General features: G+C 39.3%; 26 protein-coding genes. 10 read left to right on the top strand and 16 right to left on the bottom strand.

Annotated elements, in window-relative coordinates:
* The first annotated feature begins 50 nt into the window (after positions 1-50).
* From ACIQXP_RS15400 to ACIQXP_RS15380, 5 genes are all read left to right on the top strand, one after another.
* Complete coding sequence (locus ACIQXP_RS15400; protein WP_387505909.1) at positions 51-1,115, top strand: Gfo/Idh/MocA family protein; 1,065 nt, start codon at positions 51-53, stop codon at positions 1,113-1,115.
* A gap of 327 nt (positions 1,116-1,442) precedes the next feature.
* Positions 1,443-2,519, top strand: coding sequence for a PAS domain-containing sensor histidine kinase (locus ACIQXP_RS15395; RefSeq protein WP_293744733.1), 1,077 nt, complete (start codon positions 1,443-1,445; stop codon positions 2,517-2,519).
* A 40-nt stretch (positions 2,520-2,559) separates the two neighbouring features.
* Positions 2,560-3,210, top strand: a complete 651-nt coding sequence (locus tag ACIQXP_RS15390) for a response regulator transcription factor (protein ID WP_293744732.1) — start codon at positions 2,560-2,562, stop codon at positions 3,208-3,210.
* Positions 3,211-3,335: 125 nt separating this feature from the next.
* Positions 3,336-3,854, top strand: a complete 519-nt coding sequence (locus ACIQXP_RS15385) for an RNA polymerase sigma factor (protein WP_387505910.1) — start codon at positions 3,336-3,338, stop codon at positions 3,852-3,854.
* A 75-nt stretch (positions 3,855-3,929) separates the two neighbouring features.
* Positions 3,930-4,301, top strand: coding sequence for a response regulator (locus tag ACIQXP_RS15380; protein ID WP_293744903.1), 372 nt, complete (start codon positions 3,930-3,932; stop codon positions 4,299-4,301).
* A 151-nt stretch (positions 4,302-4,452) separates the two neighbouring features.
* Here the strand turns inward: ACIQXP_RS15380 and ACIQXP_RS15375 are convergent, their stop codons facing one another.
* The gene (locus ACIQXP_RS15375) at positions 4,453-4,947 is read right to left on the bottom strand and encodes a hypothetical protein (protein WP_387505911.1); all 495 of its coding nucleotides are present in this window, start codon (positions 4,945-4,947) and stop codon (positions 4,453-4,455) included.
* Positions 4,937-5,395, bottom strand: coding sequence for a sigma-70 RNA polymerase sigma factor region 4 domain-containing protein (locus ACIQXP_RS15370; RefSeq protein ID WP_387505912.1), 459 nt, complete (start codon positions 5,393-5,395; stop codon positions 4,937-4,939). The genes ACIQXP_RS15375 and ACIQXP_RS15370 overlap by 11 nt, the downstream gene beginning before the upstream one ends.
* Positions 5,396-5,543: 148 nt before the next feature.
* Here ACIQXP_RS15370 and xth point away from each other — a divergent pair, with 148 nt between their 5' ends.
* The gene (xth, locus tag ACIQXP_RS15365) at positions 5,544-6,320 is read left to right on the top strand and encodes an exodeoxyribonuclease III (RefSeq protein WP_387505913.1); all 777 of its coding nucleotides are present in this window, start codon (positions 5,544-5,546) and stop codon (positions 6,318-6,320) included.
* Position 6,321: 1 nt separating this feature from the next.
* On the opposite strand, the gene ACIQXP_RS15360 is transcribed toward xth, so the two are convergent.
* From ACIQXP_RS15360 to ACIQXP_RS15330, 7 genes are all read right to left on the bottom strand, one after another.
* Entirely contained in the window at positions 6,322-6,726 is a 405-nt protein-coding gene (locus ACIQXP_RS15360; RefSeq protein ID WP_293744727.1) for a PAS domain-containing protein, read from the bottom strand.
* A 312-nt stretch (positions 6,727-7,038) separates the two neighbouring features.
* Positions 7,039-7,311, bottom strand: a complete 273-nt coding sequence (locus ACIQXP_RS15355; protein ID WP_293744726.1) for a hypothetical protein — start codon at positions 7,309-7,311, stop codon at positions 7,039-7,041.
* Positions 7,311-8,426: a M42 family metallopeptidase gene (locus ACIQXP_RS15350; protein ID WP_145856982.1), complete on the bottom strand. Its 1,116-nt coding sequence runs from the start codon at positions 8,424-8,426 to the stop codon at positions 7,311-7,313. The genes ACIQXP_RS15355 and ACIQXP_RS15350 overlap by 1 nt, the downstream gene beginning before the upstream one ends.
* A 66-nt stretch (positions 8,427-8,492) precedes the next feature.
* Positions 8,493-8,903 carry a GNAT family N-acetyltransferase gene (locus tag ACIQXP_RS15345; RefSeq protein WP_293744725.1) on the bottom strand — a complete coding sequence of 137 codons (411 nt, stop codon included), beginning with the start codon at positions 8,901-8,903 and terminating at the stop codon, positions 8,493-8,495.
* 2 nt (positions 8,904-8,905) lie between these two features.
* Positions 8,906-9,499 (bottom strand): hypothetical protein, encoded by a 594-nt coding sequence (locus tag ACIQXP_RS15340; RefSeq protein WP_293744724.1) that lies wholly within the window; start codon positions 9,497-9,499, stop codon positions 8,906-8,908.
* A 14-nt stretch (positions 9,500-9,513) separates the two neighbouring features.
* The gene (locus tag ACIQXP_RS15335) at positions 9,514-10,680 is read right to left on the bottom strand and encodes an MFS transporter (protein WP_387505914.1); all 1,167 of its coding nucleotides are present in this window, start codon (positions 10,678-10,680) and stop codon (positions 9,514-9,516) included.
* Positions 10,681-10,799: 119 nt separating this feature from the next.
* Complete coding sequence (locus tag ACIQXP_RS15330; protein ID WP_293744723.1) at positions 10,800-12,341, bottom strand: acyl-CoA carboxylase subunit beta; 1,542 nt, start codon at positions 12,339-12,341, stop codon at positions 10,800-10,802.
* Positions 12,342-13,382: 1,041 nt separating this feature from the next.
* Here ACIQXP_RS15330 and ACIQXP_RS15325 point away from each other — a divergent pair.
* The 3 genes from ACIQXP_RS15325 (at position 13,383) to can (ending at position 16,096) form a co-directional block, all read left to right on the top strand.
* A complete protein-coding gene (locus ACIQXP_RS15325; RefSeq protein WP_378938235.1) occupies positions 13,383-13,685 on the top strand; it encodes a hypothetical protein in 303 nt (100 codons plus the stop codon).
* A gap of 144 nt (positions 13,686-13,829) precedes the next feature.
* On the top strand, positions 13,830-15,437 hold the full coding sequence (locus ACIQXP_RS15320; RefSeq protein WP_293744722.1) for a SulP family inorganic anion transporter: 1,608 nt from the start codon (positions 13,830-13,832) through the stop codon (positions 15,435-15,437).
* A gap of 2 nt (positions 15,438-15,439) precedes the next feature.
* Positions 15,440-16,096 (top strand): carbonate dehydratase, encoded by a 657-nt coding sequence (can, locus tag ACIQXP_RS15315; protein ID WP_090983967.1) that lies wholly within the window; start codon positions 15,440-15,442, stop codon positions 16,094-16,096.
* A 172-nt stretch (positions 16,097-16,268) separates the two neighbouring features.
* On the opposite strand, the gene ACIQXP_RS15310 is transcribed toward can, so the two are convergent.
* Positions 16,269-16,997, bottom strand: a complete 729-nt coding sequence (locus ACIQXP_RS15310) for a DUF3667 domain-containing protein (RefSeq protein ID WP_387505915.1) — start codon at positions 16,995-16,997, stop codon at positions 16,269-16,271.
* A complete protein-coding gene (locus tag ACIQXP_RS15305; RefSeq protein WP_387505916.1) occupies positions 16,994-17,245 on the bottom strand; it encodes a hypothetical protein in 252 nt (83 codons plus the stop codon). Before ACIQXP_RS15305 ends, ACIQXP_RS15310 begins: the two co-directional genes overlap by 4 nt.
* 86 nt (positions 17,246-17,331) lie before the next feature.
* On the opposite strand from ACIQXP_RS15305, the gene ACIQXP_RS15300 reads away from it, so the two are divergent.
* The gene (locus tag ACIQXP_RS15300; protein WP_293744719.1) at positions 17,332-18,093 is read left to right on the top strand and encodes a response regulator transcription factor; all 762 of its coding nucleotides are present in this window, start codon (positions 17,332-17,334) and stop codon (positions 18,091-18,093) included.
* Between the two features lie 93 nt (positions 18,094-18,186).
* Here the strand turns inward: ACIQXP_RS15300 and pruA are convergent, their stop codons facing one another.
* The 5 genes from pruA to ACIQXP_RS15275 all read right to left on the bottom strand — a co-directional run bounded on the left by pruA (position 18,187) and on the right by ACIQXP_RS15275 (position 22,514).
* Positions 18,187-19,821, bottom strand: a complete 1,635-nt coding sequence (gene pruA, locus ACIQXP_RS15295; protein ID WP_387505917.1) for an L-glutamate gamma-semialdehyde dehydrogenase — start codon at positions 19,819-19,821, stop codon at positions 18,187-18,189.
* A gap of 278 nt (positions 19,822-20,099) precedes the next feature.
* Positions 20,100-20,555 (bottom strand): 4'-phosphopantetheinyl transferase family protein, encoded by a 456-nt coding sequence (locus tag ACIQXP_RS15290; RefSeq protein ID WP_387505918.1) that lies wholly within the window; start codon positions 20,553-20,555, stop codon positions 20,100-20,102.
* Positions 20,545-20,805, bottom strand: coding sequence for an acyl carrier protein (locus tag ACIQXP_RS15285; RefSeq protein WP_293744716.1), 261 nt, complete (start codon positions 20,803-20,805; stop codon positions 20,545-20,547). Before ACIQXP_RS15285 ends, ACIQXP_RS15290 begins: the two co-directional genes overlap by 11 nt.
* Complete coding sequence (locus ACIQXP_RS15280) at positions 20,798-22,075, bottom strand: beta-ketoacyl-[acyl-carrier-protein] synthase family protein (RefSeq protein ID WP_387505919.1); 1,278 nt, start codon at positions 22,073-22,075, stop codon at positions 20,798-20,800. The genes ACIQXP_RS15285 and ACIQXP_RS15280 overlap by 8 nt, the downstream gene beginning before the upstream one ends.
* A complete protein-coding gene (locus ACIQXP_RS15275) occupies positions 22,068-22,514 on the bottom strand; it encodes a 3-hydroxyacyl-ACP dehydratase FabZ family protein (protein WP_293744714.1) in 447 nt (148 codons plus the stop codon). Before ACIQXP_RS15275 ends, ACIQXP_RS15280 begins: the two co-directional genes overlap by 8 nt.
* Positions 22,515-22,538 lie beyond the last annotated feature (24 nt).

Raw genomic sequence — 22,538 nt, 5'->3', positions numbered from 1 at the left:
AATATTTTTGTCGGTTCAATACTTTGGTGGCGGTATTTTTACTCTTTTTTATGAGTACTAAGGCACAGCAAAAATTAAATGTAGCTATAGCTGGCTTAAACCATGATCATGTTTATCTGATTATGAACAGCTACGAAAAGGCCGAAGTTAACGTGGTTGGTATTGCAGAAAGTAATCCTGTACTGGTTAGCCGATTTAAAACCCGCTATAAAATACCTGACAGTATATTTTATAATAACCTTCCTGATCTGTTAAAGAAAAAGAAACCTGATGTGGTGCTGGCCTATAATGCCATCAGCGATCATTCAGCCGTTGTAGAGGCTGCCGCCCCGCTTGGCATATCGGTTATGGTAGAAAAACCTTTGGCAATATCGGTTAAAGAGGCCGCACGAATGGCAGAACTGGCTGAACAGCATAAAGTACATTTACTAACCAATTACGAAACCACCTGGTATCCGAGCAATCAAGAGGTTTACAAAAATGTAAAAGAAAGCAATACCATAGGCGCAATCAGAAAAATGATTGTACATGATGGACACCAGGGACCGAAAGAAATCGGCGTAAGTAAAGAATTTTTGGAATGGTTGACCGACCCTGATAAAAATGGAGCAGGGGCACTGGTTGATTTTGGCTGTTATGGTGCTAATTTAATGACTTGGTTAATGGATGGCAAAGCCCCAATTTCGGTTACAGCCATCACCCATCAAATAAAGAAGGAGACGTATCCTAAGGTAGATGATGATGCAACTATTTTATTGGAGTACTCACATGCTACAGGGATTATCGAAGCCTCATGGAACTGGCCGTTTAGTATAAAAGATATGGAAGTATTCGGCGAAAAGGGATATATGCAAGCCATTAATGAGAAAAACATCAGGGCAAGGCAAAATAATAAAGAAGGTTATGAAATCTATCAGCCCAAAACTTTGGAACCTGCTTATGCTAACCACCTGAACTATCTTTCTGCAGTTTTAAAAGGAGAAATCAAGCCAAAAAATGATCTTTCGTCTCTGGAAAATAATTTAATTGTCGTGCGCATTTTAGAGGCCGCAAAAATTTCGGCTAAGACCGGTAAAAAAGTGATGTTGAATGGGCAGGTATCAAAAACAAAATAGCCACCTATATGATGGCTATTGGTAAGAAGAATGGTGCCTTCCTTATGTTGTGCCTGCCCTCCGCGGATCTCCCGCTCACAGGACTTTTTTATCTGTATTTTATGTTTAACAATTTAGGCATTAGTTGGTTTTAATGGTGCAAATAATTTTGCACACCCTGTGGAAAATGTTAACATCTCCAATGTGGCTAAGTTCCGTTTAAATGTTGATAGTTTAAATTGGTGAACGGCTGTTTTTAGTATCAAACATTTTTACTCCTATGCTGTTTGAGATGTGACTGCTGATCATAATTATATTATTTAACGGCAAATTATCAAACATTAAATCATGGTCGAATTGAATAATGAGCTTTTTTGTAACCTCGGAGACCGCTCTGTTGACGGATATTTCATTTTTAACTACTCAACGGAAAGTTTTTCATATTTAAACAAATCCTTAGGTAACATCTGGGAGCTCAGCACCGATGAACTGATGGCTGATCCAAAACTTCTTTTGAACAGTGTGCATCATGAAGATCTGACTCATGCGAAGGCCTGCTACAAAGAATGTATTGAAGATGATGGGGAACATAAATACGAATTCCGTTTGCAGTTTCCTGAAAGAGAGAAGTATGTTCGGGTATCGGTGTTTCCTATTACAGAAGGGGAGGTTAAGTTTTTAGTTGGTACCGTAGAGGACATCACGGTGATGCGCCACAATCAAATCCACATCGAACAGATCAATGCAAGAAAGAATATAACCTTGGAAGTATTGGCGCACGATTTAAAGGAACCTCTGGGAATGATCAAATTAATTGCTTCATCAATGAAAGAGGGGGTTGCACAAACAGGCGATGAGAGGATGATCAACTCGCTGACTTTTATTCAGGATATGTGTGAGCGCAATCTGCTTTTGGTACGTAGCATGGTTAACAAGGAATTTTTAAAATCATCTGTAGTCGAAATCAGTAAGGAACGGGCTGATTTGGTTTGGGAACTCAGAGATGTGGTTCGTTTTTATAAACGATCAAAGCTCGGCAAAATGAAGCATATCAAATTTACCTGCGCTGCTGAACATATTTATCTGCGTCTTGATAGTATGAAATTTCTACAGGTGATCAATAACCTCATCTCAAACTCCATAAAATTTACTGCTGATTACGGAAACATTAATATACATGCCGAAGAATATGAAAGTACGGTTTTGATTACTGTGGCCGATGACGGAATTGGGATCCCGGAAGAGTTACAAGCCGGACTTTTTAACCACTTGCCAGAAACTTTGAGGCCAGGTCTTAAGGGAGAAGAGTCGGGAGGATTTGGGATGGGTATCATTAAGGCTATTGTAGATTTACACCAGGGAAAAATCTGGTTTGAAAGTAAAACCGGTGCCGGAACAACTTTCTATATCGAGCTGCCAAAGTAGACGTTTTTAATTTTAAAATGGCGTAAGTTATATTTGAATTATGATTAACATTATTCTTGCGGATGATCACCATATTATCCGGACCTCACTTAAAGCGCTCATAGAAAAACACGAAGGCATCAATGTTGTTGCAGAAGTACCAGACGGTTTGGCGGTCCTGGAACTTTTGGAAAAAGGAATAAATGCTGACATTATTTTATCTGATATTGTAATGCCAAGGCTAGATGGGATTGCTCTGGCAAGTATGATTAAAGCGCGTAAATACACCCCAAAAGTAGTTGTTCTATCTATTTTGGATGATGAGAAGTATGCATCAAACGCTTTTGTATCAGGGGCTTTTGCTTACCTGTCAAAGGATATTGAGGAAGATGAACTGTTGTTTTGCCTAAAGCATGTGATGAAGGGAAAACGCTACCTTTCCTCTAATTTATGCATCTCCATTTTGGAGCGTTTTAATATGCAGTTGAATATACTATCGCGAAAACTGAATACGGAAATCAACTTTACAGAGCGCGAAATTAATGTACTAAAACTCATTGCAGATGGATTAACCAACCAGGAAATAGCTGATAAATTATACCTGAGCAGGCGTACTGTGGAGAGCCAGAGAGAAGCTTTAATCAGCAAAACCGGCACTAAAAATTCCGCATCGCTAGTTCGTTTTGCCATGCGAAATGGTTATGTAGACTAGCATTTTTGAACGTTTTTTGCCCCTTTTTTAAGTATTTATAATAAACCGTAAAAAATCGGGTATTTCTACAAATAACATAAGGAGTTGAGGTTTGTTGAATATTTACATCAGCCTTAAAACGAATTATGGATACATTAAATTTTAATTGCGACATCTACCAATACAAACAACCACTTTTCGACCGTGCATTAGCATACACACATGATGAAGATGATGCTGCTGATTTAGTTCAGGATACCTTTATGAAAGCATTTAGGTTTTCGGCAAAATTTGAAATGGGAAGTAACGTGCGGGCATGGCTTTTTACCATCCTGAAAAATACCTTTCTTAATCATTATTACAAGGTTAAGCGTAAGAACGAAATGATTCAGCAGGAAGAGGATTTGACCTCTGTTCAACTGATTCCGAGCGCATCTTTAAATAATGGTGCCACCAAGTTTATAATGGAAGATATCCAGAAGTCCTTAGATACTTTACCTGAGGATTGTAGGTTCTGCTTTTGCCGCTATTTTGAAGGTTATAAATATCACGAAATCGCAGCCGAGCTTGATATCCCTTTGGGTACTGTAAAAACTAAAATACATGTAGCCAGAGGTCTTCTTAAAAAGATGCTTAAAAACTATAAATCGGGTTTGGCCGCCTAACCTTATGGTTTATTCGGTAAATTCACGTATAAATACGTTGCGCGAACTAGATCACTTAAACTAGATTTGTTGCGTATGAGCAACGCGCTAGTTAAAAAGATTCTAATAGTTGATGATGACGAGAACATTCATGATATTATTAAATTAATTTTTGAGGAAGAACATTATCATATAAAAGGTATTTTGAATGCTAATGAGTCTGAGTTAGAGAGGACCATAGCTGATTTTCGACCAGATGTTATTTTACTTGATATCCTTATCGGCCAGCATGATGGACGTGATGTTTGCAATAGGTTAAAAAATAATGCTGAAACATCATCTTTGCCGGTAATATTGCTTTCTGCAGTCAATATGGATAACTTAAACTGTTTGCCTGATGACACCATTGAAAAACCTTTTGATATCACCGATCTCCAGCAAAAAGTTAAGGCATTATTGGATAAATAAAAATGCCTGGAAATAAAAAAGGGATAGACCAACAGCCTATCCCCATATCTAAACTCAAACATGCGCTCAAACATGAATGAATCTTAATAACTAAACATTTCAGTTTAGTATTGGTTTTAAAAAGGCAGGTTTATAAATTATATTTCGCATATTACCTGCTCCTTTGTTTGAGCTCTATCTTCAACTCTTTAATCTGTTCCTTAATCTGTCTGTTTTCCAGGTAAAAGTAAATAGCAAAGGCCAGAAATATCTTGCCCAATACAAAAACGGCAACAAATATCCATTTCCAGGCTTTGTTAACACGCATTTGGTTAGACTCTGATTCTACCTCTATATATTTTTCCCGTTTATTCTCCTGGTGAATTTTATCATAACTGTATTCGGAATTAAAATTGTTTTGTACCGCCTGGTTTTGGCGTTGTATTTCGTTAATCTCCTGTTCAATTTTAGCCAAAGTGCCTGCCGGAGGCTCAATACTCATGTTTTGAGCCAATACTTCCATATCATATTCCAACTGCTCCAAAGCAGCCTTAAATGCAGGATATTCTGTTTTTAGTGATAAAACTTTTTGTACCTCCTCTTCGGTGGCAATTCCCATCACATAGGTTTCCATTAAACCACTCTCAATGATTTTATTAATTTCCACTTGCCCTCCTCATTTTATCGATTGATAATTTTAACTGATTACGGATTTCGCTTTCATCACATCCAATTGTTGTCGCCAGGTATCGAATTGATTTTCCGTGATAATACACTGCACAAAATATTCTTTTCTGTAAATCATCTAACACATCCAACCCACCTTTAGGTACTGATTGGTTAAGATTTGACGGATGATCTTTAGCTGTATACAAAGTTAATTTACTTTGTGCATATTGGCGCAGTTCCAGCCACATATTTAATCTGTTTTTTTCTGGTGAAACAACAACATCTTTCACGAATGAAGTGAGAATAGCAACCAGATGATCTTCTGATTTTTGAGGATTTTGCACAATACCATTGATATAACCAAGCAGCATGGGCGCATACTGATCATAGAACCAACGGATGTTTTTCGGCTCTGCAGAACGATTGTTTAATACTGCTTTGAACATGGTTATTTAAACGGTCAACCTAAATGAGGTGCAAGATAATGCCAAATTTTAAATTATCTTTAATTAATGTTTAAAATGTTGCTTAAAATAGGCTGAGATCAATACAACAATCATCTATTTTTGAATTTTTAATGCAAAGATTTATAGAATGAAAATAGCTACCTATAATGTGAACGGTGTAAATGGCCGTTTGCCCGTACTTTTACGCTGGCTGGAAGAAACCCAGCCAGATGTGGTGTGCCTGCAGGAACTAAAGGCGCCGCAGGAAAAGTTTCCTGAACAGGCGATTAAAGATGCTGGGTATAATGCCATATGGCATGGACAGAAGAGCTGGAACGGAGTGGCCATACTTGCCAGAAATTTAGAAATAACCGAACTGAAGCGTGGTTTAGACGGAGACCCTGAAGATTTACACAGCAGGTACATAGAGGCAATGATAAATGGTATCGTAGTTGGTTGTTTGTACCTTCCGAACGGTAACCCGGCGCCAGGGCCCAAATTTGATTATAAGCTGAGATGGTTTGAGCGTTTTACGAAACATGCAGCGACTTTGCTGGCGCAGAAGATCCCTGTGGTTTTGGCTGGAGATTATAACGTAATTCCTACCGAACTCGATGCCTATAAACCTGAACGATGGGTTGAAGATGCCTTGTTCCGTCCGGAAACCCGGCAGGCATTTCAAGACCTGATTGCACAAGGCTGGACAGATGCGATCAGAAAGTTATATCCTGCAGAAACAATATATACCTTTTGGGATTATTTCCGCAATGCTTACGGCAGAAATGCCGGGTTAAGAATTGATCATTTTTTATTGAGTCCTCAGGTGAGCGATCGCTTAAAATCAGCAGGAGTGGATAAAAACGTTAGGGGATGGGAAAAAACAAGCGACCACGGACCTGTATGGATAGAATTGGATGACCTGTAAATCAGGATGGTTTAAAATCGGTAACATCCAGTGTTGTACCGATCAGTTTTAACGATTCGCCATCCTGTTGGGAAAGTATTCCATCGGCTTTGATCCACCGGATTTTTCCATCCGGACGGCGGATCCGGTACAATACATCATAGCTGTTTTTTTCTCTGGTTACGGTAAGCTCTATCTCATCCTGAACATGATCGAGGTCTTCGGGGAGGATTAGGCCTAAAACGGTTTCATAGTTTAAAACGCCATCTGGCGGGTAACCAAAATTCTCTTTAAAAGATCGGGTTGAACGAAGTATACCGGTTGTTATACTCAGTTCCCAAAAACCAAGGCGAAGGTGGTCGAATACGACATCCCAGTGATCATCACAAATAACGGATAGATCAACATTTTTTTTGTTTGTGTTCATAATAAGAAGGATAACTATGAAGGTAAATTACACAAACTACGTGAAGATATGTTGAGTATTAACAAAAATTAATGTACGGGAAACACTGCGCACCTATGATTATCTCTAAATCAAAAGAAAAACGTTTGAATGATTGGCAGTGCAGGCGCTTTAAAGTTCATATTTGGATGTTAATGCGGCTGTATTGGAATAAATAACCTGCCAGATAAACTACAAGAACAATGTTGGTTCATCTGGCAGGCTCAGTAAAAGTTATGCTTAATACAGAAAAATTCAGAGATTTTTCGCGATATAGCATTTTAGTCTTATTTACTAATTTGAATGCTGATCTGAGACTTTCGCCTTTTCGATCAGTTCTTTTTGATTCATTAAATCTTTGTAATAAAAATAACCACCAAATCCTAAAATAAGGATGATATTGCTCACTTTAAAGCTATGATCGAGCCAATAATCCAACGGTGGTGCGTTACCAATAAAACTTCGTTTAATGCTTGGCCAGGAGTTAAGGATAAAGATAACTACAATCATAAGCAAAACCTTTAATAAGGTGCTGATCATGATTTTCTGGTGATTTAATTTTTCCATTATTTAAATGATCTGAAATCCTGACCGTTGCTAATGTTCAATAAGCTTTCATAAATCAGGCTGATTACATTGTCAACATCCTCTTTATGCACCATCTCTACCGTAGTATGCATATAACGTAACGGCAGCGAAATTAATGCCGATGGTACACCACCATTTGAGTAAGCAAAAGCATCGGTATCAGTTCCTGTAGAACGTGAAGACGCCTGGCGCTGGAAGGGGATCTGGTTTTTCTCAGCCGTTTGGATCAATAGTTTATTTAAATTGGTTTGAACAGCCGGAGCATAGGAAACCACAGGGCCTTTACCAGCTGATAGATCGCCCTGAACGTTTTTATTGATCATTGGCGTGGTGGTATCGTGTGTTACATCGGTAATAATGGCCACATTCGGTTTGATGCGCTGGGCAATCATCTCGGCACCACGTAAACCGATTTCTTCCTGTACCGAGTTTACAATGTACAAACCGAAAGGAAGTTTTTTCTTGTTTTCTTTTAATAAGCGGGCTACTTCGGCAATCATAAAACCACCCACACGGTTATCTAAAGCACGGCCAACATAATAGCGGTCGTTTAATACCATAAACTCATCTTCATAGGTAATTACACAGCCCACATGGATGCCTAGTTTTTCTACTTCTTCTTTTGAGGTGCAACCGCAATCCAAAAAGATATTTTTTAATTCCGGAGCCTGTTCTTTCTCGCCATGGCGCGTATGGATAGCAGGCCAGCCGAATACTGCTTTAACCAGGCCTTTCTCGGTGTGGATGTTTACACGTTTTGAAGGTGCAATCTGATGATCAGAACCGCCGTTACGGATCACGTAAATTAAGCCGTCGCTGGTAATGTAATTTACATACCAGGAAATTTCATCAGCATGGGCTTCTATAACCACTTTAAAGTCAGCTTTGGGGTTAATCACACCCACAGCGGTACCGTAATTATCGATAAAGTGTTCGTCTATATAAGGTTTTAAATAATTTAACCAAAGTTTTTGTCCTTCCCATTCATAACCGGTTGGAGCAGGGTTATTGATGTATTCTTCAAGAAACTGCAGCGATTTTTTAGTAACCACAGCAACATGTTTTTTCTTTTCTTCGTCTTTTTTCTTAGCCATATGTTATTTGCTTTATAGCATGGGGCAAAGCGCATGGCATGATGCGTTTGTCCGTCTTGTTAATTATTATGATAGTTCTTTTTCCATGATCACAAAATCGTAACCATCTTTAAAAAAGGTTTTATTTGTTTCGTGGAAGCCAAATTTAAAATAAAATTCCTTAGCATTTACACGTGCATTGCACCATAGTTTTGTCGCTTTTTGAATTTTACAAAAATCAAGGATATAGGTCATTAATTGTGAACCCAAACCCATTTTTTGTGCACCAGGTAAGATGGCCAGTTTACGGAATTGATATACAGTCCCTTCATAAAATAGAGAAACTACCCCTGTTAACTTATGATCGAGGTATAATCCAAAATGGATGCCATCAAAATCGCTGGCAAGCTTTACGCTGTCAAAAGGTAAGTCCGGATACATGGCCTCATGCCTGATCCGCCAGGTTAGCGAGGGAAATATCTGCTCAATTTGAACCATAATTATAATAAAAAGCTAAAACCTATCCGGCCGCCAATTCCATAATAGGTATCGATTTTATTTATGGCCGCAAGTGGGCCAAGAGATAACTCGAAGTTAATTTTTCTCCCGACATAGGTTTGAAAACCCCATTGAGGCATAATATTGATCTGTGAACCGTACAAAGTATTGCTTTGGGTAGGGATGATTGTTAATACATCAAGGCCAACATAACCGGCACTGTTGTTAATGGTTCTTTTACCCTTTTTAACTCTCCGGTTAAAATTGTAATAGTGCCTGAATCCTACATTCAATGAAGGGTAAACCTTGAAATCTGTTTCTGTGTTGACACTAATATTATAATTGTTATCCATTGTAAACTCGGTTTGGTAAATAAATGCACCTTCGGCTCCTGCGCCAAAATAAACCGAAGTTGTTTTACCTACTTTTTGTTCTCTTTCGTAACCTATGCCCAAAAGATTAAGCCTTATTTTGTTAAGCGACTTTACTTCTGTTGGTTGCTCTACTTTTGTACTGTCCTGCGCCTTCGTTTTACCAACAATAGTCATGAAAACGAGTAATACTGAAAATGCTTTGATTGCGTTTTTAGATTTCATAAAATTTGTAAAGGTTATTTAAATTGTGATTTTTTGTTTCCGTAAAACTGATAAATTAATATGTTAAGAATAATGATGCCTGTCATTCCATAACAGAATAAATTCCATCCGCCCTGGTCCCAAAGCCATAAACCCAGTGCCGAGCCACAGCTGGCACCAATAAAACTAACCGACATAAAAATGGTGTTCAGCCGGTTTCTGGCTTCTGGTATTAGGGTATAAATTCGGGTTTGGTTGGTTACATGTATTGCTTGCTGGCCAATATCGATCAGAACAATACCGATTACAAACAGGTATAAATGGCTGTTTGTAAAATAAAACAAAGCGATACTGATGAGTTGCAGTATAAAGCCGATCATTAAATTTTTGCGCGGATTGTTGCCGTCGCTTAATTTTCCAACCAGTGGTGCAGCCAAAGCTCCTGCTGCTCCTGCAATTCCAAATAGGCCAATTTGCAACGTTTGGAAATTAAAGGGCGGGTTAGCAAGGAATAATACCATGGTTGTCCAGAAAGCACTGATAATGGCAAAAGCCAGAAAATTAATAATCGAAGTTTCCCTTAAGGCAGGTTGTGTTTTGATATAACCAAACATCGAACGCATGAGTTCTTTATAAGAGCCTTTAAAATGAGGATAACTTTGCGGAAAGCGCTTGGCCATTAAAAAAATAAGCAGGCCACAAATCCCTGCAGCCATATAATATACAGCCCGCCAGCCTAGCCAAAAGCCGATACTGCCACTTACTGCGCGTGAAGCCAGAATGCCAACCAGCAGACCGCTCATAATCATTCCAATGTTGGCGCCACGATTCTCATCGGAACTTAGATTGGCTGCCAATGGCAATATTAATTGAGGTACAATAGAGCAGGCACCGATGAATACAGATGCCATTTCCAGTATAAAAAAGCTTTGTGAAACTGCCGCTATAAGTAAAGCAAAAATGGCAAGTCCGGTAATTACGAGAATCTGCTTTTTGCGTTCAAACATATCGCCCAGTGGCACTAAGAGGAAAAGACCTAAAGCATAACCAATCTGGGTAAGGTAGGTAATCTTCCCGGCAACGGGTTCGGCAAGGTCAAAATCTTTTGCAATCAAGATGACCAAAGGTTGGCAGTAATAAATATTTGCAACAATGAGGCCTGTGCAAAATGCCATGAGGAGGATATCTGCTTTTTTTAACATGTAAGTTGATGTAAGATGTAATGATGTAAGATGGGATTAAATAAGTAAGATGTAATAATGTAAGATGGATGATGGTAGAGTTAATCCATTTACCATTTTACCTTATCCATCTTCCATCCTTACAAAGGTATATTTCCATGTTTCTTTCTCGGGTTGTTCACCACCTTATTTTCCAGCATTTTAAATGCTTTGATCAACTTGGTACGGGTTTGGGCAGGTTCAATTACTTCATCAATAAAACCACGTTCAGCAGCGCGATAAGGATTGGCAAAGATATCTGAGTATAATTTTTCTTTCTCGAGCCATTTTTCTTCCGGATTTTCTGCTGCGGTGATTTCGCGTTTAAAAATAATTTCTGCTGCACCTTTAGCCCCCATTACGGCAATTTCTGCAGTTGGCCAGGCGTAATTCATGTCTGCACCAATATGTTTGCTGTTCATCACATCGTAGGCACCTCCATACGCTTTTCTGGTAATTACGGTAATGCGTGGTACTGTGGCCTCACTAAAGGCGTATAACAATTTGGCACCATTTGTAATAATGCCGTTCCACTCTTGATCTGTGCCTGGTAAAAAACCCGGAACATCTTCAAATACCAGCAATGGGATGTTAAAGCAATCGCAAAAGCGGACAAAGCGTGCGGCCTTAGCCGAAGAATTGCTGTCTAAAACCCCTGCCAGGTAAGCAGGCTGATTGGCTACAATACCGATGCTTCTGCCGGCCAGACGGGCAAAACCCACCACAATATTTTCTGCATAAGCAGCATGTACTTCTAAAAAACTATCAGTATCGGCCACACTTTCAATCACTTCACGTATATCGTAAGGTTGTGAAGCATTCTCTGGCATAAGTGTGTTAAGTTGTGGCCGGTTTTCATCGGCTGTTTCGTAAGGTAAATGATCGGCTATTTCCTCACAATTTTGAGGCATATAGCTTAAAAGTTTCTTAACATGGTTAATGGCCTCAATTTCATTGGCACAGGCAAAATGGGTAACGCCTGATTTTGTTGCATGTGTACTTGCACCGCCCAATTCTTCAGATGTTACTTCTTCGTGTGTTACTGTTTTAACCACATTCGGGCCGGTTACAAACATGTATGACGTATTTTCTACCATCAAAATAAAATCGGTGATAGCTGGCGAATAAACGGCTCCGCCTGCACAAGGGCCCATTATTGCGGACAGCTGTGGGATTACGCCGGAAGCCTGCACATTTTTATAAAAGATATCGGCATAACCACCCAAAGAAACAACACCTTCCTGGATACGTGCACCACCACTATCGTTTAGGCCGATTATCGGAGCCCCGTTTTTCATAGCCATATCCATCAGCTTGCAAATTTTCTCTGCATGGGTTTCAGATAGTGAACCACCAAACACAGTAAAATCCTGAGAGAAAACATAGGTTAACCTGCCGTTAATGGTTCCATAACCCGTTACCACACCATCGCCCAGATATTTTTCGCGTTCCATGCCAAAGTCGGTGCTCCGGTGGGTAACCATCATGCCGATTTCTTCAAAGCTGCCATCATCCATTAGAAAATGAATGCGCTCGCGGGCAGTAAGTTTACCTTTTTTATGCTGACTGTCGATACGGGCCTGTCCGCCGCCAAGATTGGCCTGGTTTATTTTATCTCTAAGTAATGCTATTTTTTTATCCATGGCTAAGCTATGAGATTTTAAAATTAAAAATTACTATCGGTAATGCAAGTCTGGTGGGGTGTTATTTACCGAAGCACCACAATTTTTGTTCCCTAAACCCGACAGGGGCGGTATCCTTTTTGGCTTCGATTGATTTCGAATTTACAGCCAATTTTGCCAAAAAGATTTAGCGGATGGCAGGACTAAAGTACCTATGAAATACTGTCCTTTCATTTACTAAAAATAAATTATGTTTTTATGAATTGGAAATGAACGGTACTGTGTATTTAGCATTTTCAGGTAGAGTAGTTGATATGATCAGGAAACGGTTGGTTTTTTGTTTTTGGCAGGTATGGCCCCGCTTTTGGTACAGGTTCCGATGAAGGATCGGAAGCTCTTCCCGGCATCCGATAGCTATCGGATCGGGTTTATTTTACCCAGGCTGGTGCTTGGAAAACAAACCTCTGTTAGTTAAACCTGACAGAAGCGGTATCCTTTTTGGCTTCGATTGATTTTGAATTTACAGCTAATTTTACCAAAAAGATTTAGCGGATGGCGGGGCTACAGTACCTTTGAAATGCTGTCTTTCATTTCCAAAAAAAGAAAAACATTAGTAATTGGGGAATGAACGGTACTGTGCTTTTGGCATTTTCAGTCCCGCTTTCCCTCTAGCCAATTTGAAGGAAATTGGCGTCCGTTCAATCAGGTTTATTTAACTCGGGCCGGTGCCTGGAAACAAACCTTAGTAAACTAAACCTGACAGAAGCAATATCCTTTTTGGCTTCGGCTGATTTGAATTTACGGCTAATTTTGCCAGAAAGATTTAGCGGATGGCAGGATTTAGCTGACCGATAATAATAGAACCAACTGTTTCCCAAAATTGATAAAGAACCTTGTTTCTGCCTGAAGGATATCAGCGTTTTACTTAAATTACATTTTTTTTACAGCCCGATGCATTGAAAAACCAATTATCCGTTTATTTTTGTAAGCATAGGAATTAAAACAGCGTTAGAATTTTAAATGTTTTTAAGGAAATACAAGTATTTAATTGTTGCTGCATTTATGGTCATCTTCATAGCGAAGATGGGCATTTCCGGTGCACCTGTATTTTATACAAGTATTGATAAGGAAATGATGAATGCGGTTATCATGCAAATTGAGTTAGAGCATGAAGGCGGTAAAGATGCCGCCAAAGACACCGCAAAATTTACTGATTTCAAACTCACCGAGCTGAATCATCCTATCCTTTCTTATGAGTTCTCTTCCAGTCATTTCTTTTTGAAGAGCAGTTTTATAGAGCATTTCAAAAGATATGTCGACCCATATCACCCCACTGTTCCAACACCTCCGCCTAACTTGATTTAGTTTTAATTATTTGGGGTAAATCACCTGCTCAATGCCATTGAGCGCTGTTGCTATATTAAATTTATGCAATACATAAATGCTTTGTGCGGAATATTTTGATCCCCTACGATTTTATTCGTTAAAATTTACTAGATCATTATCATTATGCAAAAAATTAACCCGGCCTTTTCAGGTTCGGATGTGAAAAAATATTTTCTAAAAAAGAACCTAAAGAAAGATTTACCCTCAAGTATTGTGGTGTTCTTGGTGGCCTTACCATTATGTTTGGGGATCGCCCTGGCTTCTGGCGCCCCGCTATTTGCTGGTTTAATTACCGGAATCATAGGTGGAATTGTAGTGGCCTCTTTTAGCGGCTCGCAGTTAAGTGTTAGCGGACCTGCAGCAGGTTTAACGGTTATTGTATTAGGTGCAATAACCTCGCTGGGAAGCTATCCTACATTTTTACTTGCTGTGGTATTGGCAGGGGTGTTCCAGTTGATTTTAGGGCTGGTTAAGGCCGGAACTATTGGTAATTACTTCCCTTCGAGTGTGATTGAAGGGATGCTTGCCGCAATCGGATTGATTTTAATCTTAAAACAGTTACCGCATGCATTGGGTGTTGATACCGATTTTACTGGTGACGAAGGTTTCTTTCAACAGGATCATGAAAATACTTTTTCTGCAATTACCGCAGCAATAAGCCATTTTAGTCTGGCTGCGGTGGTTATCAGTTTATTATCGGTAGCTATCCTGATTTTGTGGCCAAAGTTTCCAAAACTGGCGGTTGTACCTGCACCATTGGTAGTGGTTACTTTAGGGATTCTGGGAACCCTGGTTTTTGCCGGAACAGATTATCCATTACGGACCGATCAAATGGTGAGAATCCCGGTAGTAAATGGCTTCGGTGAATTTTTGGGACTATTTACAATGCCCGATTTTTCACAACTGGCCAATAAAAATGTGTACATCGTGGCCATTACCATTGCGGTTGTAGCAAGCCTGGAAACTTTGCTCAGTATCGAAGCGGTAGATAAAATTGATCCGATTAAGCGTGTAACACCAACAAACCGGGAGCTGATTGCACAGGGGATAGGAAATATGACCAGCGGGATGGTTGGTGGTTTACCTATGACATCTGTAATCGTGCGGAGTTCTGCAAATGTAAACGCTGGTGGCAGAACCAAAATGTCGGCTATTTTTCATGGTATCTGGTTATTATTGTCGCTATTGTTTATTCCCGGACTCATTAACATGATTCCGTTATCGTGTTTGGCGGCTATTCTTTTAGTAACCGGATATAGGCTTACAAGAATCAGTCTGTTCAAACATATGTATCATAAAGGGTGGGACCAGTTTGTACCATTTGTGGTTACGGTATTGGCGGTATTGTTTACCGATCTGTTAAAAGGCGTAGCCATTGGTATGCTGGTTTCTATTTTTTATTTACTGCGGACCAATATGCGTAACCCATTCTTTTACAGGATTACGAATGAGGGCGATAAAAAGAATATCAGAATTAAACTGGCAGAAGAGGTTTCTTTTTTAAATAAAGCAGCAATACAGGTGGTTTTAACGAATATTCCAAAAGAAACAAATGTAATTATTGATGGTTCAAATGCCAGGTATATCGATCCTGATGTATTGGAAACCATTCATAACTACAAACATAATGCCTACACAAAAGGTATTATCGTAACCTTGGAGAACATACAAAAGCATTATACAGTACCCAAATTAAATATTAAAGTAGAAGAAGAAATTAACAAATTATAATTATGTGCGCAAAAACAATAGAAACGAAAGATATTACTTATGATGCCTTGTTACAGGGTAATAAAGATTGGGTTAGAGATACGATTGATAGTGATCCTGAATTTTTTGATAAATTGTCAGCAGGTCAAAGTCCACCGGTATTGTGGATCGGTTGCTCTGATAGCCGCGTACCTGCAAACCAGATTACAAACACTAAACCGGGTGATATTTTTGTACACAGGAACATCGCCAATGTAGTGGTGCATACCGATATGAATTTACTCTCTGTGCTCGATTATTCCATTAATGTATTAAAGGTCAAACACGTTATCGTTTGTGGCCATTATGGTTGTGGCGGCGTAAAAGCGGCATTGGGCAATAAACAGGTTGGAATTATCGATAACTGGTTGAGAAATATCCGCGATGTGTATCGTACCCATGAACGCGAAATGGCAACGATCAAAGATCCTGATCAGCGATTTGACCGTTTAGTGGAATTAAATGCCATTGAAGGAGCTGCTAATGTAGCCAATACCTCAATTGTGCAGAGTGCCTGGGCCAATGGTCAGGAACTGGCAGTACATGCCTGGGTGTACAGTTTAAAAACAGGAATTATTAAAGACATGAAGGTAACATGTACCTGCGTTGATGATGTTGCGCCTGCTTTCCAGGTGGGATAAAGACAACATTATTAAGCCATTTTTTAGTTGTTAGCGAAAGCGGCTGTGTCATATGATACAGCCGCTTTTATTTTCGGTATGTTTTGGCTTTAGCTTCCTGAATTAAAAGACCGGAACTAAAATGCTTTTTATATGTTGCGGAACCTGATTTAATTTAATAGACAAAGCGATGTTAATGTTTGGTAATGGTATAGATCAGTATTCCTAATATCAGCGTACAGCACGTAAAGGTGATTACACCCAAAATATAAGCACCCAAAGCTTTCAGATAATTGATGTATTTGCCCTTTTCGAAAAACTGCCCTACAGCCCATGAAAAGTAAACGATAAACAGCATACCGGAATACTGCAAAAGGTGTTTATGGGTTAGTCCCTCAATTGTGGCAAAAACCGAGAACATAAGCATACCCATTCCCTGAAGGAAGCACAAAAGAATCAGCAATTCAAAAAAATTATAAGCATATTTTCTGAAAAGAAGTTTCAGCCATAGTGCCAAAAATGCGCCTAACATAATATTGGCATAACCATAATGGCCCTGGACCCATTCATTAATTGGGTTTACGGCTGCATTGTTGGTTTGATCAAAATTAAAGTAGCCTTTTTCAATATGGAAAAAATGATTAATCAGCGTGTAAATTAGAGAGGTTATGATTAAAAATGCAACCGGCTTTACCAGTCTGCTTCTATCACTGGATATAAACTTATGGATGGTTTGCCCGGGCCTGATCAATAATTCTTTAATGGTATAGAATATTCCCTTTTCCAAATGCAACACGTGCTCTATTTCGTGCTGAATATAATGCCAGTCGATTCTTTTGAGTTTGGCTGGTTCACCACATCTTGGACAATAGTTTTCAGGTATATCCTGGTTGCAGCTGATACAGGTTACAGTTATCATCATTTATTGCGTAATTTAATTTCCTTGTTAGTCTCAATAAGGCTGTTAATAGCCGGTAAGAATGCGATGGGTATAGCAGTGAGAATGGCTATAAATGGAATAGCCGATTTTGTTTTAAATATGAACAGGTATACCACGCAGGCCATTAGAAATAGCCAAACAATTGTACCTGCTATGATTATAGCTTTTAATTTTGCCTGATTTTTAATTAATTGTGAAAAATCCAGCTTAGATAGTTTTTCTGCTGCCATATTGATTTGTGCTATGCAACAAAATTCAGAAATGTAATCTGATTGATGATTACACTTTAGTGTAATTTTGCTACTTTAGTAGTGTCATGAAGGCTGATCAGCATAGAGGGTTACTTACCAAAAACAAAATAGACAATATCACTTCTCAAGATATACTCCAGCTGGATAATTATCTGGAAGCCATCAGCGCTTTCGAAAAATTAACCTATCAAAGCTTGTATGTGATCGATTATGCAGAAATGAAATTCGAATATGTATCTAGCAATCCACTTTTTTTATGTGGCCATAGTGTAGCTGAAGTAATGGCCTTAGGGTATGATTTTTATATGAATAACGTGCCTGAAAATGATCTGCATCTCTTGAATTTAATTAACGAATCGGGATTTGATTTTTTTGAGAAAATACCCTTTAAAGAAAAAAAGTTATACAGTATTACTTACGATTTTCATTTGCTGAATAAAGGCGGAAAAACGACCTTGATTAACCATAAGCTTACCCCGCTTTTTCTGAATGCAGCGGGAAAGATGTGGAAAGCTGTTTGCGTGGTGTCCATTTCGTCAAGTAAAACGGAAGGCAATGCTGCTATCCATAAACATGGCTCCGATCAGATCTGGAAGCTTGATGTAGCAAAACAGGTTTGGAGCAAACAACTGAAACCAAAACTTAGTGATCGCGAAATCGAAGTTTTACGGTTATATGCACAAGGTTTAACCATTAACCAGATCGCCGATAAGATATTTGTATCTCCTGATACCATAAAGTACTATCGACGAAAAATATTCGAGAATTTTGGTGTTGGCAATATCGTAGAAGCACTTTCTTATGCAGTGAACAATAAGATAATTTAATTCTCTCCGGATAATCAGGAACCAGAGCGGCCATTCCTGTAAAAATAAAACCTCCGGACATTCCGGAGGTTTCGATATCATGTTTATATTTTATTAGTCTTCTGCCAAAAATGGATAACGATAATCAGTTGGAGGATTAAAAGTTTCTTTAATGGTACGTGGAGAAACCCAACGCAATAAATTAATCATTGCCCCGGCTTTATCATTTGTACCCGAGCCTCTTGCGCCACCAAATGGTTGTTGCCCAACTACGGCACCTGTACATTTGTCGTTAATGTAAAAATTACCAGCAGCGTTGCGCAAGGCATAACTGGCTTTTTCTATAGCATATCTATCTTGTGATAAAATAGCTCCCGTTAAGGCATAGGGTGATGTGGTGTCGATTATTTCTAAAATCTGGTCAAATTTCTGATCTTCGTATACGTAAACAGATAATACCGGACCAAAAAGTTCCTCACACATGGTGGTATATTTCGGATCGTCAACTACTAAAACGGTAGGTTCGATGAAATACCCTTTGCTCTTATCATAGTTGCCACCGGCAATAACTTCTACACCTTGATCTTTTTTAGCCTGATCGATATATTTAGCCAATTTATCGAAAGAACGCTCATCAATAACGGCATTAATAAAGTTACCGAAATCTTCTGTTCCGCCCACTTTAAATGATGCTAAATCTCTGATCATTAATTTTTTAATCTCCGGCCATAAGCTTTTCGGGATATAAGTACGGCTGGCTGCAGAACATTTTTGTCCCTGATATTCGAAAGCACCCCTAACAATTGCAGTAACTGAAGCAGCAACATCCGCACTTGGATGAACGAGGATAAAATCTTTACCACCGGTTTCTCCAACGATGCGTGGATATGATTTGTATTTATGGATGTTTGTTCCAATTGTTTTCCAAATTTCCTGAAAAACTTTTGTTGAGCCTGTAAAGTGGATGCCTGCAAAATCAGCATGATTAAAAACTACATCGCCAACTTCAGGTCCATCTGCAAAAATAAGATTAATTACGCCGTTAGGTAAGCCTGCTTCGCGGAAAACCTGCATAATTACATTAGCCGCATAAACCTGCGTATCGGCAGGTTTCCAAACCACCACATTGCCCATCATGGCTACACAAGCAGGTAAATTACCAGCAATTGCGGTAAAATTGAAAGGAGTTAAAGCAAATATAAACCCCTCTAAAGGTCGCTGTTCCGTTCTGTTCCACATGCCATTTGGCGATACCGGTGGCTGTTGACCATAAATATCCTGCATGTAACTGACATTAAAACGCAAGAAATCTACCAGTTCGCAAGCAGCATCAATTTCAGCCTGATAGGCATTTTTACTTTGCCCAAGCATAGTTGCCGCATTAATCTGGTACCGGTATTTTGTAGCAAACAAATCAGCAGCTTTCATAAAAATAGCAGCTCTATGTTCCCAGGCTAAAGCTTCCCAATTTGTCTTGGCAGCCAAAGCAGCATCTATGGCTGCTTTTACATGGCTTTTATCACCATAACTAAAGGTAGCCAGTACATGTTGATGATCATGTGGAACTACAACTTTCTTTTTATTTTGAGTATGTACCTCTTTTCCGCCAATAAACATCGGGATATCCAATTGTTTAGCACGCGCCTCGGCAATAGCCTCTTTTAAAAGCGAACGCTCTTTTGTGCCTGGTGCATAGCTATTAATGGGCTCGTTAACCGGGGTAGGTATGTTAAAAAATCCTTTAAGCATATTTTATTTTTTATGATTTGTGCAAAGATAATGCTTTTTGGGGTAGGCCATTCCATTATTCTGTAAAGAAAACAGCGTAAACGTTTGACTGTCTAAAGGAATGATAATATGGGTTAATTATAGGTTTATTATGGTTAAAATTTGGCTGTTTAAATGACGCGTTAATGGTGTTTCTTGTCGTGTCGGTTTGTTCGTGGTGTTGGTTGTTACCAACTTGTTGTGGTGTCGGTTGTTGCCAATTGACACTTGTCTGTAATTACAGATGAAACAAGAATTTATTAATATACCAAAGCCAAATACTGCCCATGATGGCTTACAGAAGCAGGTTGGGTGCTTTTGTAATCATTTGGGTGATCAGGTAATTCGTAAATAGCTACTTTAATTTTTTCCAGTTTATTGTAAACAGGCGCAGCTATGGTGTGTATAAACGCTGTTTGTATATTGCTTTTGGTGAAATAGGTATAGTTGTCAATACTGACCGCTCCATAGCTGTCTGCATGGATGGTACAGCTGAAATTTTTCGGTGCAAAATCGCGGATGCCCGTTTTGCGGTTATGGATTTTATAGGCCGATTCTTTCATGCTCCACAATAGCCAAACCATTTCATCAGGATTATTTGCAGATGTAATCAATGACTGTTCTTTTGGAGTGAAAATTTTATCGAGGTAATTTTTACGCCGCCAGTTGCTTTGAATTTTGGCCAGATCCAGGTCAACAATGTCATTACCCAGCATGTGCTTCCAGTTTTTGAGCGATAATTTCGGTTGTAGCTTTTACCGTAAGCATTTTAGCCATCGAATCGTTATCTATTTCGATGTTGAATTTTTCTTCAACATCCAGGACAATATCAACCAGGTTGGCCGAATTTATTTTTAAATCATTTATAAAATCGGTATTTTCGTCGATGTGAGCCAGGGCGGTTACCTCTTCACTGTAAGGTTCGATAATTGTTTTCAGGATTTCGATAATCTCTTCTTTATTCATGTGGATACTTTTTAAAAATAATACAGGCATTAATATCGCCAAAACCAAAACTGGCTTTCGCTAAAATATTAATGGGCTGATGAATTAGGGTTTGCGGAATACATTTTTCGTCAATTAAAACAGTAATATCTGGGTTTAAGTCTTCACAATTAATATTGGGAAAGATGAAACCCTCTGTAAGCTCAAGTATCGAGGCCACACATTCTATACTCCCGGATGCTGCAATACAATGACCAATCATACCCTTTAAAGAATTGATGTATGGAAAATTACCATCAGGTAACTGTAGGGCTACTTTCCAGTTTTCTATTTCCAGCGCATCTTTAGTAGTCGCGGTAAGGTGGCCGTTAATCAAGTCGATTTCTTGTGCTTCAATACCCGCATTTTTTAATGCAGCCTGGATACAGCGTTGTACTGCTGTAGGGTTTGGTGCGGTCATGGAGCCTAAACCCCGCTGACCGCCCGAATTGATATGACCACCAAGTACTTCGCCATAAATTTTAGCTTTTCTAGCCAATGCACTTTCAAGCGATTCCAATACCAAAGCACCTGCGCCACTTCCCGGCACGAAGCCGCTTGCTGTTGAACTCATCGGGCGGCTACCTTTTTCAGGTGCATCATTATGCTTATAAGTACAAACTTTCATGGCATCAAAACCACCCCAAATATAAGGTCCGCTGTCGCTGGTACTTCCTGCTAAAATTCTTTTAGCCTGACCGGTTTTAATTCTTTCGCAGGCCAGCCATATACTTTCGACTCCTGTTGCGCAGGCAGATGAATTGGTACTGACCTGGTTGCCTAAGCCCAGTTTCCCACTGATAAAAGCACTCACGCCACTGGCCATGGTTTGGATCACGACTGAACTGCCCAGTTTTTTAATTTCGAGCGCGTCTATTTTGTTAATGGCCCATCTAAATTTATCTATACCGGAAGTACCTGTTCCGAAAATGGTGCCACTATCCCAGTCGGGTTCGTCATTATTTTCGATGGTTAGGCCTGCATCCTGCCAGGCATCTAAACCAGCAATAACACCGTAAACAATACCTGTACTGTTTAGGTTCCGCAATTCAAGCGGTGTAAAATATTGGCTGATCCGTTCTTCGCTAAGCAATGGTTTACCAGCTATCTGACAGGAAAAGTTTAAGGTTTCCAGATCCGGCTGGTGCCGAATGCCAGAAATACCCTGTTTTATGGCATCAGAAAACTCATTAATAGTAGTGCCGTTGGGCGCGCATACCCCTAAACCCGTAATGACCACTCTATTATCCATTTTCTTTCGGAATTAACATGCCAGAAATATTTCCTTTGCAAACTACCTCTCCGGCTGCATTTTCCATCTTTACCTTACAGCTGAGTTTATTAAACCTAAAATACACTTTTTCGCTCGTAACCGTCACCTGCTCGCCGGGTGCAACAGGTTTTAAAAAATCAACGGCGTTTGAAGTCATGGCAATGGATATATTTTGATCAGTTCCAATCCCTTTAAGCAGGTAAATGCCCAGGCAAACCAAGCCGATCTGCGCCATGGTTTCAGTAAGGATTACTGCTGGCGTAACGGGGTGATTTTTGAAATGGCCCTTATAAAAGGCTAGGTCTTTAGCATAGGTGTAAGTGCCTTTAGCTCCACTTTCATCAACGTGCAGTAACTCATCAACAAAAAGAAACGGTTTACCATAAGGCAGTTGAGCTAGTATTTCTTCTGTTGTCATGAGCAGATTATTGAGTGGATAAAC

The organism is Pedobacter suwonensis, assembly GCF_044762335.1.
Classification (GTDB): domain Bacteria; phylum Bacteroidota; class Bacteroidia; order Sphingobacteriales; family Sphingobacteriaceae; genus Pedobacter.
Note: the sequence above shows the minus strand (reverse complement) of the source record. Positions and strands in the feature narration are given on the sequence as shown.

What these genes read in the sequence shown, in the direction of transcription:
- ACIQXP_RS15310 (WP_387505915.1), bottom strand. Translation starts at nt 16,997, where the DNA reads ATGATGATAACTGTAACCTGTATCAGCTGCAACCAGGATATACCTGAA.
- ACIQXP_RS15385 (WP_387505910.1), top strand. Translation starts at nt 3,336, where the DNA reads ATGGATACATTAAATTTTAATTGCGACATCTACCAATACAAACAACCA.
- ACIQXP_RS15290 (WP_387505918.1), bottom strand. Translation starts at nt 20,555, where the DNA reads ATGCTGGGTAATGACATTGTTGACCTGGATCTGGCCAAAATTCAAAGC.
- ACIQXP_RS15345 (WP_293744725.1), bottom strand. Translation starts at nt 8,903, where the DNA reads ATGGTTCAAATTGAGCAGATATTTCCCTCGCTAACCTGGCGGATCAGG.
- ACIQXP_RS15370 (WP_387505912.1), bottom strand. Translation starts at nt 5,395, where the DNA reads ATGTTCAAAGCAGTATTAAACAATCGTTCTGCAGAGCCGAAAAACATC.
- ACIQXP_RS15305 (WP_387505916.1), bottom strand. Translation starts at nt 17,245, where the DNA reads ATGGCAGCAGAAAAACTATCTAAGCTGGATTTTTCACAATTAATTAAA.
- ACIQXP_RS15360 (WP_293744727.1), bottom strand. Translation starts at nt 6,726, where the DNA reads ATGAACACAAACAAAAAAAATGTTGATCTATCCGTTATTTGTGATGAT.
- ACIQXP_RS15275 (WP_293744714.1), bottom strand. Translation starts at nt 22,514, where the DNA reads ATGACAACAGAAGAAATACTAGCTCAACTGCCTTATGGTAAACCGTTT.
- ACIQXP_RS15395 (WP_293744733.1), top strand. Translation starts at nt 1,443, where the DNA reads ATGGTCGAATTGAATAATGAGCTTTTTTGTAACCTCGGAGACCGCTCT.
- ACIQXP_RS15330 (WP_293744723.1), bottom strand. Translation starts at nt 12,341, where the DNA reads ATGGATAAAAAAATAGCATTACTTAGAGATAAAATAAACCAGGCCAAT.
- ACIQXP_RS15340 (WP_293744724.1), bottom strand. Translation starts at nt 9,499, where the DNA reads ATGAAATCTAAAAACGCAATCAAAGCATTTTCAGTATTACTCGTTTTC.
- pruA (WP_387505917.1), bottom strand. Translation starts at nt 19,821, where the DNA reads ATGCTTAAAGGATTTTTTAACATACCTACCCCGGTTAACGAGCCCATT.
- xth (WP_387505913.1), top strand. Translation starts at nt 5,544, where the DNA reads ATGAAAATAGCTACCTATAATGTGAACGGTGTAAATGGCCGTTTGCCC.
- ACIQXP_RS15285 (WP_293744716.1), bottom strand. Translation starts at nt 20,805, where the DNA reads ATGAATAAAGAAGAGATTATCGAAATCCTGAAAACAATTATCGAACCT.
- can (WP_090983967.1), top strand. Translation starts at nt 15,440, where the DNA reads ATGTGCGCAAAAACAATAGAAACGAAAGATATTACTTATGATGCCTTG.
- ACIQXP_RS15400 (WP_387505909.1), top strand. Translation starts at nt 51, where the DNA reads ATGAGTACTAAGGCACAGCAAAAATTAAATGTAGCTATAGCTGGCTTA.
- ACIQXP_RS15350 (WP_145856982.1), bottom strand. Translation starts at nt 8,426, where the DNA reads ATGGCTAAGAAAAAAGACGAAGAAAAGAAAAAACATGTTGCTGTGGTT.
- ACIQXP_RS15335 (WP_387505914.1), bottom strand. Translation starts at nt 10,680, where the DNA reads ATGTTAAAAAAAGCAGATATCCTCCTCATGGCATTTTGCACAGGCCTC.
- ACIQXP_RS15380 (WP_293744903.1), top strand. Translation starts at nt 3,930, where the DNA reads ATGAGCAACGCGCTAGTTAAAAAGATTCTAATAGTTGATGATGACGAG.
- ACIQXP_RS15390 (WP_293744732.1), top strand. Translation starts at nt 2,560, where the DNA reads ATGATTAACATTATTCTTGCGGATGATCACCATATTATCCGGACCTCA.
- ACIQXP_RS15300 (WP_293744719.1), top strand. Translation starts at nt 17,332, where the DNA reads ATGAAGGCTGATCAGCATAGAGGGTTACTTACCAAAAACAAAATAGAC.
- ACIQXP_RS15355 (WP_293744726.1), bottom strand. Translation starts at nt 7,311, where the DNA reads ATGGAAAAATTAAATCACCAGAAAATCATGATCAGCACCTTATTAAAG.
- ACIQXP_RS15320 (WP_293744722.1), top strand. Translation starts at nt 13,830, where the DNA reads ATGCAAAAAATTAACCCGGCCTTTTCAGGTTCGGATGTGAAAAAATAT.
- ACIQXP_RS15280 (WP_387505919.1), bottom strand. Translation starts at nt 22,075, where the DNA reads ATGGATAATAGAGTGGTCATTACGGGTTTAGGGGTATGCGCGCCCAAC.
- ACIQXP_RS15325 (WP_378938235.1), top strand. Translation starts at nt 13,383, where the DNA reads ATGGTCATCTTCATAGCGAAGATGGGCATTTCCGGTGCACCTGTATTT.